This is a genomic window from Paenibacillus sp. JL3B1040 (assembly GCF_057063165.1).
Map to the genome: position 1 here is coordinate 5102501 of NZ_CM169317.1, position 15443 is coordinate 5117943.

Genomic DNA, 15443 nt, shown 5'->3' on the forward strand with positions numbered 1-15443 from the left:
AGGCCATGCAAGAATCGTACAACCAAAAGTTGCTCCGGTTGCCGCACGACAACGTAAAGCAGAATCATCCCCGCCGTCAACATCAACCCGAGGATGAGACTTCGCCTGCCGCCAAACCGGTCAATCCAGATGCCGGCAAGCAGATTGCCTATCATATTGGTTAGTGAATACAGGCCCACCGCAAGCCCGATCTGGAAGGCATCGGCGCCAAGACTTTGGGCGAACGGGCCCATCACCGGCAATTGGACGAACAGATCGAAAAAGCAGATGATGACGATACCATTCAGAAACCCCTTTTTTCCCGACATTTGCCCAGCTCCCAACCCGTTTTTGTCTAGTCTACCTGGGCTCTGCCCGAAAATCCTTTGAAGATTATACGGCAAAACCTTGGGATCAAACCTTCCGTTTTTTCATCAAATAAGGCGAAATCGCGAATTTTTAAGGATTCGAAATTCGAAAAAAGGAGGACTCACGCCGTAGGCGTAAATCCCCCTTCTTACTCGGATCCGCATTATTCTCCCGAGGCGTCGTCCGTAGTGTTCACAACGGCATCCGTAGAGCCGGCTTCCGTTGCGGCCCCATCGGTTGAGGACCCGGTATCCGTCTGATCGTCCGAGCCCTTCTTGGCGGCTTCATCCGCTACCGCTTTGTCCAAAATGGCTTGGGCTTCATCCTGAATGGTTTGCAGCGCCTCGTCGATGGATTTCTTCTTCTCTTGAGCCAATTTCATCTCCCGTTCCATCACCGGCTGGTATTGCATATAGAAATCATTCGGGATTTTCTCGTAACTTCGATTGTCGTTGTTCATTTTCGGCTTCAGCTTGTAGAACGACTCCAGGCTTACGCCGTTATATTCCCTGGAAATCCCCATGCGAGACGGCAGCCCATTGTTCAGGGTTCTCGATTTCACCTTGGCGAACTCCTCGCTGTTGATGAATTTGATAAACTCCCAGGCCGCTTCCGCATTCGGCGAGTTCGCCCGGATCCCGAAGATGTCATTGAAGTAAATATTTCTGGACGTTTCCGGATCGCCCGGATCCACCGGTCCCGCAGCTATGCCGATTTGAAACGGTTTGTAATCTTTGATTGAATCCTGGGCTTGCTTCAGGTTGGACAACAGATAAACCCCATCGATGGTCATCGCCATCCGCCCCATCAAAAAGACCTGGCTTTTATAGTATTCTTCCATCGTCCCGCCTTGAAAGCCGTCGCCTTCGGGATTGTATACCGCTCCGGAGTCAAGAGCATCCATAGCCAGCTTGTACGCTTGCTTCCAGGAATCCGTATTGATCGTCACCTTCATCGTGTCCGGATTCAAAAACTGCAGGCCTTGGGTCGAAGCGATCGACGACGCCAGATTATCCATCGACATGCCGTACTGTCTGCCAAAACCATAAACCCGACTATCCTTATCCCCTTCCACCGGGAAACGCCGGGCGAGATCCAGAAGCTCCTTCCAGGTCATCCCGTCATGCGGAACCTCGATCCCGTATTTGGCGAACAGATCGGCATTGTAAAAAATCGCGTTTCCGTAAAATGTCGGTGACAGCCCATACAGCTTGCCGCCGCCATTCTCCTTCAGCATTTGAATCAACGCCGGATAGATGGTTTCGGTATCGTACTTGTCCCGCTCAATCAGCGTATCCAGCTCCATCAATTTCCCATCCGTCACGTACTTCTCGTATTGGGACGAATCCAGCACCACCACATCCGGCTGTTCTTGCTCGATAAATTCGTCGAAAGCCTTTTCCGGATCAAAGTCCTTATCGTCTCGATTATTGTAGATTTTGTTCGTGCTGACCACTTCTATGGCCACATTCGGGTGCTGAATGGCAAACAAATCCCCATATTCCTGATAAAAATAGCTTTCGTCCATAAACATCACTTTCAGGCTGGAACTTTCCTCGTTGTTCTGTGTCGGGCGGCTTGCGCAGCCCGCGAATAACAGACCGCAGAGCATCATCAGCAGCCCCTTGCGTAACCAACTTCCCCTCATCATAACCTCCAAATGAATATGTTTTTAGGTCCTCTCTCTATATATAACGATGAAGGGGAGGTAATAGTTTCCTGTCTGTCGATTATTTGGTGATCATGATCACTTCCTCACCCTCGCCGCCGGCGGCCGTGTCCGCTTCGTTCTCCGAACCGTTATCCTCTGTCCCGTCCTTTTTCTTGGCGGCTTCCTCTTTCACCGCTTTATCCAGGACGACCTGCCCTTCCTCTTCAATCGTCTTAAGCGTCTCATCGATCGATTTTTTCTTCTCTTGCATCAGCTTCATCTCCCGGTCGATGATCGTCCGGTATTGACTGTGGAAGGCATCCGGAATTTTATTGTAATCGATGCTATCGCCTTCCGGCTTCGGACTTAACTTATAAAACACATCCAGGCTGATGCCATCATACTCCTTGGAGACCCCCATGCGAGACATCAGGCCGCTGTTCAACGTTCTGGATTTGACCTTCGCGTATTCCTCGCCGTTTACGAATTTGATGAACTTCCAGGCCGCTTCCGCATTCGGCGAATTCGCCCGGATCGCAAAAATTTCGCTCAGTCCGAAATCCCGGGACTTGTCCGGCTCGGCCGGATCCACGGGCCCCGCCGCCACTCCGACTTGGAACGGTTTATAGTCTTTGATCGCGTTTTTGGCTTCCTTCAGATATTGCAGCGAATAGGAGCCGTCGATGATCATCGCCATCCGGCCCATCAGAAACGGCTGGCTTTGATAATAGTCCTCCATCGTTCCGCTCCGGAACTCTTCCTCCGGCGAGGGATTGTACACCGCGCCCGAGTCGAGAGCGTCCAACGCCAGCTTGTAAGCCTGTTTCCAGGAATCCGTATTCAACGTAATTTTCATCGAATTGGTATTGAGATACTGCAGCCCCTGGGTACGAGCGATCGAAGAGGCAAGATTATCCAACGTCATCCCATAGTTTGTGCCGAAGCCGTAGACCCGCGTGTCCTTGTCCCCTTCCGTCGGAAACCGGCGGGCCGTGTCGAGAATTTCCTGCCAGGTCATCCCGTCGTGCGGAACCTCGACCCCGTATTTGGCGAACAGATCGGCATTGTAAAAAATCGCGTTTCCGTAAAAAGCGGGGGCCATTCCGTACAGTTTGCCGCCGCCTTGTTCCTTAAGCAGATCGATGAGCCCGGGAAAAATCGATTCGGTGTCGTATTTGTCCCGCTCGATCAGCGGATCCAGTTCCATCAATTTGCCTTGGGTGGCGAATTCCTCATAGTTATCCGTGCCCAGCATAATCACATCCGGTTGTTCTTTCTCCACGAAATCCTCAAACGCCTTGTTGTAATCCGTTACATCCTGATTATAGATCTGATTCGTGCTGACCACTTCAATATCGATATTGGGGTGTTTCATCGCGAACAAATTACCGAGTTCCCGGAAAAAGAAACCTTCGTCATGATACATCACTTTAAAGCTCGAACGCTCTTCCGCTTCCTTCACCGGGCCGCTCGCACACCCCGCGAACAGTAGCCCGCATAATGCCACTAACATCACATTGCGTAATCGTAAACTTTTCATCCTGGCCTCCAAAATGAACAATTTTTAATAATAGTTAAAATACGACCTATGGGCTGGTAACCAACTCGCCGCCGCCTTCATCAATGATGGTGATCGTTGGCTCGTCCCCGGAAGCGGGGGCCCCTGTGCTATCCTTCTTGCCCGCTTCTTTGACCGCCTTGTCCAAAACGGCCTGGCCTTCCTGTTCAATCGTCTGCAGCGCTTCCTCAACGGATTTCTTATTCTCCTCGACCAACTTGATCTCCCGGTCGACGATCTGTTGGTACGGGTCATAAAAATCATCGGGGATCTTCTCCTCATCCTGCGCGCGGTCGCCATCCAATTTAGGCTTTAATTTGTAGAAGGCGTCCAGACTTACGCCGTCATATTCCTTATTCCCCACCATACGGGATAAAAGCCCGGTGTCGATCGTTCGCGAGTTCACCTTGGCGTATTCTTCGCCGTTCACGAACTTCAGAAATTCCCATGCGGCATCCGCATTCGGCGAATTCGCCCGAATCGCATAAATCTCGTCAAAGTAAATACTCCGGGATTTGTCGGGCTCGGCCGGATCGACCGGCCCGGCCGCGATACCGATTTGAAAGGGTTTGTAATCCTTAACCTGCCCCTTGGCGTCTTTGATGTCGGTCAGCAGATAAGAGCTGCTGAGCGTCATGGCCATCCGTCCCATTACAAACGGCTGGCTCATGTAAAAATCCTCCATCGACCCGCTGCTAAAGCCGCCGTCCTTCGGGTTGTGGACCGCGCCGGAATCCACCGCTTCCTTGGCCAATTTATAGGCTTGTTTCCAGGATTCCGTGTTCAGCGTCATTTTCATCGTTTTCGGATCAAGCGCTTTTAAGCCATGGGTATCTGCGATGAAGGAAGCCAGATCCGCCATCGACAGGCCGTAGTCGCCGCTGCCAAACCCGTAAACGCGGGTATCTTCGCCGCCGTCCGTCGGAAAGCGCCGGGCCGTGTCGATGATTTCCTGCCAGGTCATCCCGTCATGCGGGGGATCAATTCCGTATTTGGCGAACAAATCCGCATTATAAAAAAGAGCTCTTCCGTGAAAATAGGGGGATAACCCGTACAGCTTGCCGCCGCCTTGTTCCCGAAGCGTTTCGAGCAGCGTCGGGTAGATGCTCCCGGTATCGTACTTATCGCGTTCGATCAAAGCATCGAGCTCCATTAGCTTGCCTTCCGCCGCGTAATCCGCGTATTGTTCCATGGTTAACCGCAGCACGTCCGGCTGTTCCTGTTCAATCAGCGCGGCAATCGCTTCGTCGCGGCTCATGCCCGTTGTTGCGCGGTTGCGGTAAGCGCGCTGCATGTCGACGACTTCAATATCGATATTCGGATACCTCATCGCAAACAAATCCCCGTATTTCCAATAGAACGAGTTTTCGTGCGAATACATTACCTTCAGGCTGGAGCGTTGCTCCGTTTCCTGCACCGGGCGAGCGGCGCAACCCGCAAACAGGGTACACGCCAACAACGCCAGGCATCCCTTATGTAGCCATTTCCCTTTCATCTGGACCTCCAAAATCAATCAAAAATAAGAGCGCTCATTATTAAAACGGAAGGAAGCAGGAAATAGTTACTTCGCATGGAAAAAGCCGGTCCCTTCAATAGTTGAAGAGACCGGCTTGGGGAGTTACGCCCGCCGGGGCGGTTAACTTAAATTGCCCGGTACCGATTTGGAAACCCGGCCGGTTTTTACGAGCGCAGCCTGAGCCGCGGAACGAATGACTTTCATGCCTATCACCTCCTTGCCTGGGGGGGATATGGTTAAGGATGGAAAAGCCATCAAGACAAAGTTTCCGAAGCCGCCGCATCCCTCTGTTCTTGCAGCCAAATCGTGCGTAAAGTCTTCTTGATCTGGCGTTTCTCATAAGAGCAAGGGCGATTCCCCGTCCGCATCCGATACAGCGGGCAATGATTCCCTTGGCAGGCCGGCCGGAAGAAGCAAGCCTGACATTTCTCGTCCGTCTCTTCGCCGGAAGTCGTCCACAGCGCCAGCTTGTCGTAATCCAGATCCATCGTGCCGTCCTCATGAATCCGCCCCAAGCGGTTATTGTCCTGCTCCAGCGCAACCGAGCATTTGTACAGCATTCCGTCCGAACCAACGATTAAGGAATTCGGCTTTGCCGCATAACAAACCGCACCGGTCGGCAGCAAAATATCCGAAATGAAAGAGCTGACCGTGAGCCCCTCCGCGATCGCCCGCTCATTGAAAGCCCAAATGCTGCGGTCTTTCGTCCGCTCATCGCATACCGGCAGGTTCAGGTCGTTCTCGCCGCCCATGCATCCCACGGGACGGAAATACACCTTAAACCGCGGATCATCGCCGAACAAATCGCGCAAAACCGGGATAAACCGGGATACGTCCTCCAGATTGCTGTTATCGAAGTTCACGCGCAAATTGATTTCAAACGGTCGATCCACCTGTTTTAAAGACAGCAAATGGTCCACGATCGTCCGATAAGTCGCGCCGCCGCCGTTAAGCCCGCGCCGGGCGTCGTGCACAGCGCCTTCCCCGTCCAGCGTGACCATAAAACGCTCCACGCGCAGATCCAGCATCTGCTCGAATCTGTCCCGAGTCAAGTAGTACCCGTTGGTCGACATTTCCGCGCCGTATACGGCGCCGTTAGCCTCGCAGGACGCCATGAAGGAACGGGATAACCGTTCGATCACGTGCGGAACCAATAACGGTTCGCCGCCATGCCAGCTGATCGTGAGCTGTTTCAGCGTGCGGGCCCGCTCGGCCATGTAGGTCTCCAATCCCCGAAGCACCTCCTCGCGCATCGTTGCCCGAGGGAACGACTCGTAACAATAAGTACAGCGGAAATTGCAGGCTTCCGTCACCAGCAACACCAGATGCATCGCATCTTGCGCGTGCATGGATTGATGCAGAAACAGGGCACGCCGCATTTCGTCCGTATCGCCGGGGACGAGAAACCCTTGTTCAATCAGCGATTCGTACAGCGGAGGCGCGGGTTCCGGGACAGGCGCGGCCGGGGCCAGCCACTCCAGCACCTGATTCCGTTCGGCCGGCGAACAGGCGGCAATGGCCCCAGTGTAGCTGTTATACAGCATCAGGCCGCCGTCATCCGTTTCGCTTTGCGCATTAAAACGCGAAGGCTTCCACTGTAACGCGTCGTGATTCATGTTTTCTCCACCTTTATGTTGATGTTTGATCCCAAACGGACGTTTCGTCCATTGACCTATGATGAGGAATACCATCCCTTTTTTCCATGATCCGCGTCACTTTTTTTCGTATTTTTCCGTACCTTGGCTTGGTATCTCTCATGCTACCTTTGCACGATTATCCCTTTCATTCAGGGGGGAGGGACCCGGAGTGAGGCTAACTTTTGCCCATTTCTCTGCTACCTGATCAAAGGGGATAATCGTGCAAAGCGACCGGGCAGCGTGTATTGAACTTCGGTTACACCCCTATAATCTCGCCCGTCTTGCCGGAGCGGTAGATGGCTTCCGTTACCGCCACCAGACTTCGCGAATACTCGGGACCGCATTCCGGCGGCCGGCCGCTTTCGACGGAAGCGATCAGGTCCTCCAATTGCAGGATAAAAGGGTCCTTTTGCGGATTCAGCTCCACCTGCCGATAATCGCCCCCTTCGCTAACCCACAGTCCTCCGCCGCTTAGCCGCAGCATCCCGCCGGTAAATATCATTTCCGTCTCGTTTCGCGGCGCCCCCATGTACCCGGATAAACAAAGGGAGGCGGCAACGCCGCCCTTCGTCCGCAGCATCACCAGCCCGGCTCCCTCCACATCGCCCGCGGTCCCCGGACGCATCACCTCCGCCAGTACCCGCGAAACGCGTTGGCCCGTAAACCACTGCAGCTTATCCACGCTGTGGGAACCCAAATTGGCGAGAATGCCGCCCCCGGACTCCCGCCGATTGAAAAACCAGCTTGGCCGGGATTCGGTAAAATAGTGAATATGACGGGTATCCTGCAGCATGAGCAGCCTTCCCAGCCTGCCGGAGTCCACCCATTCCTTGGCGGTCCGGTTCTCGGGCAGATAATGCTGGGTATGGCCGATCATCAACACCGCCCGCCCCGCGGCGGCGGCGATCATGTCGTCGCATTCCGCAACGGATAACGCCATCGGTTTCTCCAGCAGCATATGAATATGAAGCGATGCGCATGCCATAACCGCTTCATGGTGGAGATGATGCGGCAGCGTGATGATGGCGATATCCGGTTCCTCCCGCTCCAGCATCTCCCGATAGCTCCGGTAGGCGCGGACCCGGAACTCCTCCGCACAGGATGCCGCCCGTGGCTCCTGCACATCGGCAACCGCCACGCATTTTGCCCGTTCCAGGCTTCCCAGCGCCTGCAAATGGCGGCGCGCAATGCCTCCCGCCCCCAAAACAACGACCCGATAGTCCGATTTCATGTTCCCCGACCTTCCTGTCCTTTTTCTTCAGAAAACCGAAAAGGTGTATACGATTAAAGAAAAGTGCTTATTGTTCCAAAAATAAGAATAGCATTATGATTAAAAAAGCAACGTCAGATAAAGGGGGGCCTTTACCGTATGAAGCTATTGCACCGCTTCCGTTCCGCGAGCCGCTCTCTCTTCGGCAGGCTGATGCGGAGTTTTCTGGCTGTCATTATCCTGCTGGCGGCCTTTAACTTCTTTACTTTCTTTTATCTGAAGGAAAAAATATTCAACGAGATCGTTCACTACAATGCACTGAATATGAAGCATGCCATCGAGAGCTACGAGAATAACTTCCGCCAGATCAAAACGGCACTGGTCGGACTTAACCAGAATGAGCAGTGGATGGTCAATCTGAATATCCTGCGCAATATCAAAGCCAAAAACGGCTATGACAGGATCGTGGAAGTGGAATCGGCAACCAAGCTGCTTTACACCAACCCGTTTTTGCATTTGGAGAATGTCATTTTTCACTTTCGCAATGATGCTTATGTGCTGGAAAAAGAGGGAACTCTCAGCGCGGACGACATGTTCACCAAGTACTATGTCAGCCCGGCTTACCCTTTGTCGTTTTGGAACCGCCAGTTTGATGAGGATGAATTCTTTCGCGTTTTCCCTGCCGCCGAGTTTCGGGAAAAAACGGTGCTGACCGACAAATCCAAAGGTCTCCTGCTTCCGGTGATCCTAAAGACAACCTCTTATCGCGACGTATACTTCATCGCCATGCTTGATGCCCAGAAGCTGTTTCAAGCGAGTTATTCCAACACCGGTCATCCTTTCTTTATCCTGGACGCCGACGGGGAAGCCCTTTATTCCACTTCCTCCGCTCCGTTGTTGGAAGCGCTGCCAACGCTATCGCAGCCATCATCCTATTTTGAGAAAAACGGATACTATTTCTTCTACGGAAAAGGGGCGGAAACCGGGTTCACCTACATCAGCGCCGTGCCGATCAAGAGCATTTCCTCGCAGTTGTTGAAGCTGAACCTAGTGCTGCTGACCCTTCTGCTGGTCACTATCCTGATTAGCATCAGCACCTCGGTGTTGTTTAGCCTGAAGCTGAATCATCCGGTACGCAAAATGCTGGAGCTGATGCAGCAGCGAAGACTGGAGCCGGACGGCTTGCCGCCAAGCCAAATCAGGGAGTTTGACCTGATCGGCGACGAAATGTCCCACATGCTGAAGGTGAACCGGGATATCGCCCAAGATCTCGCCAAAAAAACGCAATTGGTTCGCAATTACATCTATACCAACAAGCTGAGGAATATTCCTATGAACTTATCGGAGTTGACCGAGCTGGTCCAGACCGAGAAACCTGTCCGGTTCGTGCTGACCCGAATCACGTTCAAAAGTGAAGGATCCAGCTTTGACCGCAGCCAGGCCGCCCGTTTTATCAAAGAATGCATTGACTGCGTCTGGCTGGAATCCGGACGGGAGTCCGTGACTTTTCAGATCGAGAAGGATTTGGTGCTTTCCCTTCTGTTTATCGAGGAAAGCCAAACGGATATTAGGGCGACGCTGGAACAGCTAAAGCAGATGCTCGATGTGGACCGGGAGTTGTTTTTCCCGACCATCGCCGTCAGCGATGTTTTTCCACCCTCGGCGGATTTTACCCAGGCCTACGATTCGGTATGCGACCTGCTTAAAGAACGGAAATTGAACGATGAAGCGCAGATTATTGTATCCAAGCGTACTTCTCATGCCGCAATCAAAAGCGCTCGGCTTACGGCCCTGCAGGAAGAAGAGTTTCATACCCGCTTAATGACCGGCAGCGAAGAGGCCATGCTTGCCTGGATTTCCCGTATTCTCGCGGACCTGAACAAGAAGGGGGCTTACATCGAACAGTACCTGCTGTTTGCCGCCGAGGTCTCCGATTTGCTGGAAAAGTCTCTGGCCCGCTTTCATCCGGCTTCTCCGGGCGAAGCGCAGCGGCCTTCCTTGGATAGGTTGAACGATTTTTACAGCGTCGAACAATATGAAGAGTGGTTCCGTCAACTGCTTGGGCCCGCTCTTCGGCAGATCCGGCTTAAATCCGGGGATCAGGACCCGGTGATCCAGTTTGTCATGGAGCATCTGGAAGCAAATCTGCACGATGACATCACCCTGGATTTACTGGCCGACAAACTGAACCTTACTCCCGGATACTTATCCACCTTGTTCAAAAGCAAGACCGGACAAAATTTCAGCGACACTCTGAATAACCTGCGGGTCCAACACGCCAAACGCATGCTGCGGCAGCCGGAATACAAAATCAAGGATGTGGCGGCCCAGGTGGGCTATCAAAACGTCAACTCATTCATCCGCATGTTCAAGCGCTACTCCGGCATTACCCCCGGCGAATACAGACGGATTAACATGCAGCAGCCGGAAGAGGGCACTACGGGAAACTTGGGAGTCTTCAGATAAGCCGGACCCGCTTTCCCGTTGCGCGGCTTTGATTCGCGGCTTCAATAAAGCGGATCATCTCCGCCATTTCGGCGGGTTCCACATCGGATTCGCCGGTTGCAAAAAAATGAATGATCCGCTCCAATTGAGCGGAAAAACAGTTCCCGGCGCCGCTTCGTACCTCCAGGCTAAAGCTGTCCTTTTCATGATGGATCACTCCGCCGTAAGGACTGTTGCCTCCTCCTTTGTTGCCGCGAATCGAGCCGATACGGCCGTCTTCCCATACGGCGCCGACCATCTCGCAGCCTTCCGTCACGACGGCCTGCACATAGCGGCAGCCCGTGCCCATGGCCCGGTACAGCATCTCCGCCAGATGGATGCCATACCAGAATAGCCCGGGCTGCGTGGCCTCCAGCGCTAGCGGCCCGTAAAAGTCCGCGCCGATCACGGCCCCCGCTTCCCTTCGCCGTTCAGGGGACAGCGCGGCGGATAAGGCTCCGGCATAGCGGAGGGCGGAGGAGCTCATGACGGGGACGTTCCACCGCCGCGCCTCCTCCAGCATTTGTTCGGCATCCTTGCCGCCGAGGGCCAAGGGTTTGTCGATAAAAATCGGTTTGCCCAAAGGCAAGAGCCGCCGGAGCATCGACAATCGGCTTCGTCCATCCACCATCTCCAGCATCAAAGCGTCGCACCCGTCCGCCGCCGCTTCCGGCGTTGCGGCGATGCGCACGCCCCAATCCTCCCGGAGCCGGCGCGTAAAATCGTCCAGGCGGTCATAGCTCATCGCGAAATCCGCGACTTTTTCGCCGGGATAGGCCGCGGCGATGATCCCGCCGGGGACATGGCCGGGCTGCTGCGGATCGTGAAGCAATCGGGTAAAGGCGACCGCCCGTGAGTTGTCCGTGCCAATCATGGCGATGCGCAGGGGGTTCGGCATATCCTTCACCCTTTCGTCGTTTCCGTTGATGAGGCAGGAGGCATGGACAAGCCTATATCCCGATAAATGGTTCGTTCCAGATAATCGTGGAGGTAAAACCGGGACAGGACATAATGCTCCGCCATATCTTCGGGCTGGAACTTGTTCAGGATCGCCGTCATCTCCGGCCGAACCCGATTCAGTCCGGCGGTATTTCGGCGGTAGTTGTTTTCCAAAGAGCGCCATTCCGCCTCGTCGCCGGGAAACAGCTCCCAGCGATACACATATTTATGAATGGCCCGAGATTTGTCGGTGGCTACTTCAAAGTCGTGCATCACCGCGATCAGACGGGCGTAATCCTTGTTCAGCCTTACCTCGTCCTCCAGCCTCCAGATGATCTCGTAGTAATCCTCCGTGGTATAGTTCCCCAGCCTGCTGCGGGAGGCGGCGGCTTCGATCCCGTGAAACAGGGAGAGGAAACGGTCAATATAACCGGCTATATCGGCATCGCGGTTCCAGCACAAATCCGCATGCAGCCCCATCAGGTACCAGGTCGTTTCAAAAATGCCGTAAGGCACCCCGAGGCTGAAGGCCCCGGTCCAGTTCGTGGCGACCAGACAGTCCAGCTCGAGCTTATCCGCAGTCCGGGACCACTGCGCCAGATTATCCACCCTGTTGTGAATCACCGGGTAATTTTGCTGCTCTCTCCAATCGAAGCAGCGGACGGCCGGCGCCCCCATGACCCGGATGCCATGGCGGCGAAAGCGCTCGGTCAGCGCGGACACCTCGGCCTCGATATTGCGTCCGTTGTAAATCCAGATCATGGCGACGCCCCGCTTATCCAACCGCTGCAGCTCCTCCTCCGGGCATTTGTCCAGCATGTCGTGCCAGAAGATCGGCGTTTTGCCCCGGCTCGCGGCATAATCGATCAGCTTGTTCAGGAAGGCGATGAACGCCCGTTCCCGCGAGCCCTCATGCCGCTCGCGGCATAATTCGCACTCGCAGAGGCTGTACACCTCGTCGCAGCCCAGATGAATGTAGCGGGAGTCGGGGTGGCGATCCATCATCTCCTGCAGCAGCTCCGTAACGAGCGTGAGCGACTCCGGCCGGGAAGGGCACAGCTCGCCCGTGGATTCCGCCGTCTCCCGCAGCCCCTTGTACCGGTCATGGCGCAGGACGTACTCCAGATGCCCGAAGCTCTGCTGCAGGGGGATGATCTCGATAAAATAGTCCCTCGCGGTTCGCCGCAACGCCTCAAATTGGTCGGCGGTTAACGCGTGGCGGGGGTGGCGGAGCTCCGGATGCAGGTCAAAGGGGAATTTGTCCTCGTATTCAATCAGCACGGCGTTGATTTTCCAGCAGGCAAATTCCTTGAGGTATTCCACCAGCCGTTCCGGCCTTGAGTAAGTCTGGCGCAGGTCGAAGTTCATACACCGGCAGGCCGTATCCGGCCAATCCACAACCGTGACCGCCGGGATGGCCGGATAACGGCCGGCCCATTGCCGCAAGGTTTGCAGACCGTAAAACAGCCCGGCCGCATCCAACGCCTGGATCTCGACTCCCGCCGCTTCCACCGTCAACACATACCCCTCCGGACGGCCTTCCAGCGAAGACAGGGTGTCCGGCTTCAATACCGGCTCCCGCCGCCCGGACTTTCCCAACCATAACAGATAACCCTTAGGGGTATGGGCGCTTTCGAGCCTGCAGTCCGGAAAAGCGTTTTGGGCATGGGCTTCAAGACGGCCCTCGGGCCGTTCCAGCCTGAGCAGCAATTGAAGCCCCGCTCCCTGCCCCGGCGAAAAAGCACCTCCGTCCTGCGTACGCATGCGGAGCTCTTTGACTTGCGGTATGGTTTGCAACATTTTATCTCCTCCCGACCTCGTGTGTTTATTCGCGATTATCATCCTCTAACTGCATGCCGCCTGTTGATGACGGGAAATTCTCCCTTCCCGCTAGTTGGAAATCCTACACTTATTTATCCCGCCATATATCCCAAGTCAGAGTCTAAGTGGAAAACCTCCACTTATTTTGGAGTTTTTTTGCTCAAGCTGCCGATTTGAATAAAAAAAAGATGGATGATTTCCACTTAATTCTCCGAAAACCCGGTATATTAGCCAAAATAGATGCATTTTTTCCACTTAGTTGTATTTAGCTTAGCGTGGGTTAAGCTTCCCGGAAGCTTAACCGTGTCCGACCGATGATTTAGTCGAAGTTTAATCCGACCTATTCCCGTGCGGTCATGCAGGGTTTGCCCAGCTTGTAGGTCTGGAGCATGCGGATGCCGCCGCCGTCTCCTTCGATACGGAACGCCGCCAAATCCGCGGGCGCGCCGACGCTCAGCCCCGCCGCTGCGGGTAACCCCAGCAGCTTCGCGGGCGTTGTGGAGGCGCAATCCCAGGCCTCGGGCAAAGTCGCCAAGCCGTGCTGCAGCAGATGGGCAATCTGCTGCGCGGGAAGCTTGACGGAACCGGCCAGCAATCCGGGCGCTCCTTCCAGATGCAGCCTGCCCTCGGGGGTGAGCACGACCCGGCCCCCAATATGGAGTTCATAGCTGCCGGGAGGCATCCCGCTCAAGGACACGGCATCGCTGACCAGAAGGGTTCGTTTCCCTTTGACTTTCAGAATCACCTTCAGCACCGACGGCGGCAGATGGAAGCCGTCCGCGATCATGCAGGCGTACAGCTCCTCCTGGGCCAACTGCTCCCAGATATAGTTGGGATGACGGGGCAACGTCAGATGAGCCCCGTTCCCCAAGTGGGTGGACATCCGCGCCCCGGCGGCAACCGCAGCCCGAATCTGCTCCGGCGTGGCGGCCGTATGCCCGATGGAGACCAGGACGCCGCTCTCGGCGCAGCGGGAGATAAAAGAACAGGCGCCGGGCCATTCCGGAGACAAGGTCACGACTCTAATCCTTCCCTCCGCAGCCTCCTGCCAGCGGCAAAACCGTTCCCAATCCGGCGGGCATACATGCTGCCGGGGATGAGCCCCCCGCGGTCCATCTTCAGGGGAGATAAAAGGCCCCTCCAGATGAATGCCGGCCAGCCCCCGACTGACGGAAGGGTACCGGCGGGCGGCTTCGGCAATGGCGGCGGCCGCCGCCGTTATCGCCTCGTAGCTATTGGTGATGAGAGTCGGGCAATAGGCGGTCACGCCCGCGGAAAGCAAAAGTTCCGTTATCCGCAGCACGGTTTCGGGCTCCAACGGCAAGGTATTGAAATCCAGGCCCCCGCAGCCGTTAACCTGCAGATCCACCAATCCCGGCGCGAGCCACGGCAGCGCTTCTCTTTCCCGTTCGCTGGCCGCCAAAGGTTCGATCCCGGCAATCCTTCCTTGGATGGTCCGGACGGCAATCGCTTCTCCCGTAGCATAATGGATCCCCTTAATCTCCATAGGAGTCCCGATCCACAAATAAGGTGCAGTTTCCGTGAGTGCGGAGAATCGAGGCCGGACATTCCACGGACACGGGGCCTTCCAGCGTTTGCCTGACGGCCTTCCGCTTGCTCGTGCCCGGCACCATGCAGAACAGATGGGACGCGGCCATGAGGGCCGGGATCGTCAGGGTTAGGGCATGGGTCGGGACCTCGTCCAGACGGGAGAAGCACCCGTCATGGACCTGCTGTCTCCGGCAGGCAAGCTCCAGCTCAACCGGCTTCATCATAGCCGGATCGGCGAAATCGGCCACCGGCGGATCGTTAAAGGCGATATGTCCGTTCTCGCCGATGCCCAGGCATACGATATCGACAGGCACTTCTTGCAGAAGGCCGGAATAACGCAAGCACTCCTCCCGGGCTCCTCGACCGCCGTCGATCAGGAATACCCGCCCCGGTTTTACCTTGCTGAACAGACGCTCGCTTAAATAGGTGCCGAACTTTTGCGGTGCATCATCCGCAAGGCCGAGATACTCATCCATATGAAAAGCGGATACCCGGGACCAATCCACGCCCTGCTCTTGAATGAGTCCTTCATAAAATTCGTTCTGGGAGGGAGCGGCGGCAAAAATCATCCTTACCCGCGGCTGATCCGCCAGCAGCTCCCGCATCTTGGCGCCGACCGCCATCGCGGCCGCGGCTCCCAGGTGTTGGCGGCTGCCATAAATTCGAACTCTCAGGCGATCCGCCATCCGTACTTCTAAAGGCCGAATCATGCTTTCCATAGCTGGCTT

Annotated in this window: 11 protein-coding genes (1 of these 11 cut by a window edge); 1 reads left to right on the forward strand and 10 read right to left on the reverse strand. The window is 55.2% G+C overall.

What is annotated here, in order from left to right:
* From ACZF99_RS23490 to ACZF99_RS23515, 6 genes are all read right to left on the reverse strand, one after another.
* Positions 1 to 308, reverse strand: the 5' end (the start) of a protein-coding gene (locus ACZF99_RS23490; RefSeq protein WP_483607307.1) for an MFS transporter. It extends 877 nt beyond the left edge of the window; 308 of the gene's 1185 nt are visible here — the first part of the coding sequence; the start codon lies at positions 306 to 308; its stop codon lies beyond the left edge, outside the window.
* A gap of 203 nt (positions 309 to 511) precedes the next feature.
* A complete protein-coding gene (locus ACZF99_RS23495; RefSeq protein WP_483607308.1) occupies positions 512 to 1996 on the reverse strand; it encodes an ABC transporter substrate-binding protein in 1485 nt (494 codons plus the stop codon).
* Between the two features lie 82 nt (positions 1997 to 2078).
* Positions 2079 to 3539: an ABC transporter substrate-binding protein gene (locus tag ACZF99_RS23500; protein WP_483607309.1), complete on the reverse strand. Its 1461-nt coding sequence runs from the start codon at positions 3537 to 3539 to the stop codon at positions 2079 to 2081.
* A gap of 46 nt (positions 3540 to 3585) precedes the next feature.
* Positions 3586 to 5052 carry an ABC transporter substrate-binding protein gene (locus tag ACZF99_RS23505; RefSeq protein ID WP_483607310.1) on the reverse strand — a complete coding sequence of 489 codons (1467 nt, stop codon included), beginning with the start codon at positions 5050 to 5052 and terminating at the stop codon, positions 3586 to 3588.
* 275 nt (positions 5053 to 5327) lie between these two features.
* On the reverse strand, positions 5328 to 6689 hold the full coding sequence (locus ACZF99_RS23510; RefSeq protein WP_483607311.1) for a radical SAM protein: 1362 nt from the start codon (positions 6687 to 6689) through the stop codon (positions 5328 to 5330).
* Positions 6690 to 6966: 277 nt separating this feature from the next.
* The gene (locus tag ACZF99_RS23515; RefSeq protein ID WP_483607312.1) at positions 6967 to 7941 is read right to left on the reverse strand and encodes a Gfo/Idh/MocA family protein; all 975 of its coding nucleotides are present in this window, start codon (positions 7939 to 7941) and stop codon (positions 6967 to 6969) included.
* A 138-nt stretch (positions 7942 to 8079) separates the two neighbouring features.
* On the opposite strand from ACZF99_RS23515, the gene ACZF99_RS23520 reads away from it, so the two are divergent.
* On the forward strand, positions 8080 to 10386 hold the full coding sequence (locus ACZF99_RS23520; RefSeq protein ID WP_483607313.1) for a helix-turn-helix domain-containing protein: 2307 nt from the start codon (positions 8080 to 8082) through the stop codon (positions 10384 to 10386).
* Here the strand turns inward: ACZF99_RS23520 and ACZF99_RS23525 are convergent.
* The 4 genes from ACZF99_RS23525 to ACZF99_RS23540 all read right to left on the reverse strand — a co-directional run bounded on the left by ACZF99_RS23525 (position 10379) and on the right by ACZF99_RS23540 (position 15434).
* The gene (locus ACZF99_RS23525) at positions 10379 to 11302 is read right to left on the reverse strand and encodes a Gfo/Idh/MocA family oxidoreductase (RefSeq protein ID WP_483607314.1); all 924 of its coding nucleotides are present in this window, start codon (positions 11300 to 11302) and stop codon (positions 10379 to 10381) included. The two genes, ACZF99_RS23520 and ACZF99_RS23525, sit on opposite strands and share 8 nt — an antisense overlap.
* A 5-nt stretch (positions 11303 to 11307) precedes the next feature.
* Complete coding sequence (locus ACZF99_RS23530; protein ID WP_483607315.1) at positions 11308 to 13143, reverse strand: glycoside hydrolase family 20 zincin-like fold domain-containing protein; 1836 nt, start codon at positions 13141 to 13143, stop codon at positions 11308 to 11310.
* A 361-nt stretch (positions 13144 to 13504) separates the two neighbouring features.
* Complete coding sequence (locus ACZF99_RS23535) at positions 13505 to 14671, reverse strand: N-acetylglucosamine-6-phosphate deacetylase (protein ID WP_483607316.1); 1167 nt, start codon at positions 14669 to 14671, stop codon at positions 13505 to 13507.
* Entirely contained in the window at positions 14661 to 15434 is a 774-nt protein-coding gene (locus tag ACZF99_RS23540) for a glucosamine-6-phosphate deaminase (RefSeq protein ID WP_483607317.1), read from the reverse strand. Before ACZF99_RS23540 ends, ACZF99_RS23535 begins: the two co-directional genes overlap by 11 nt.
* Positions 15435 to 15443: the final 9 nt, after the last annotated feature.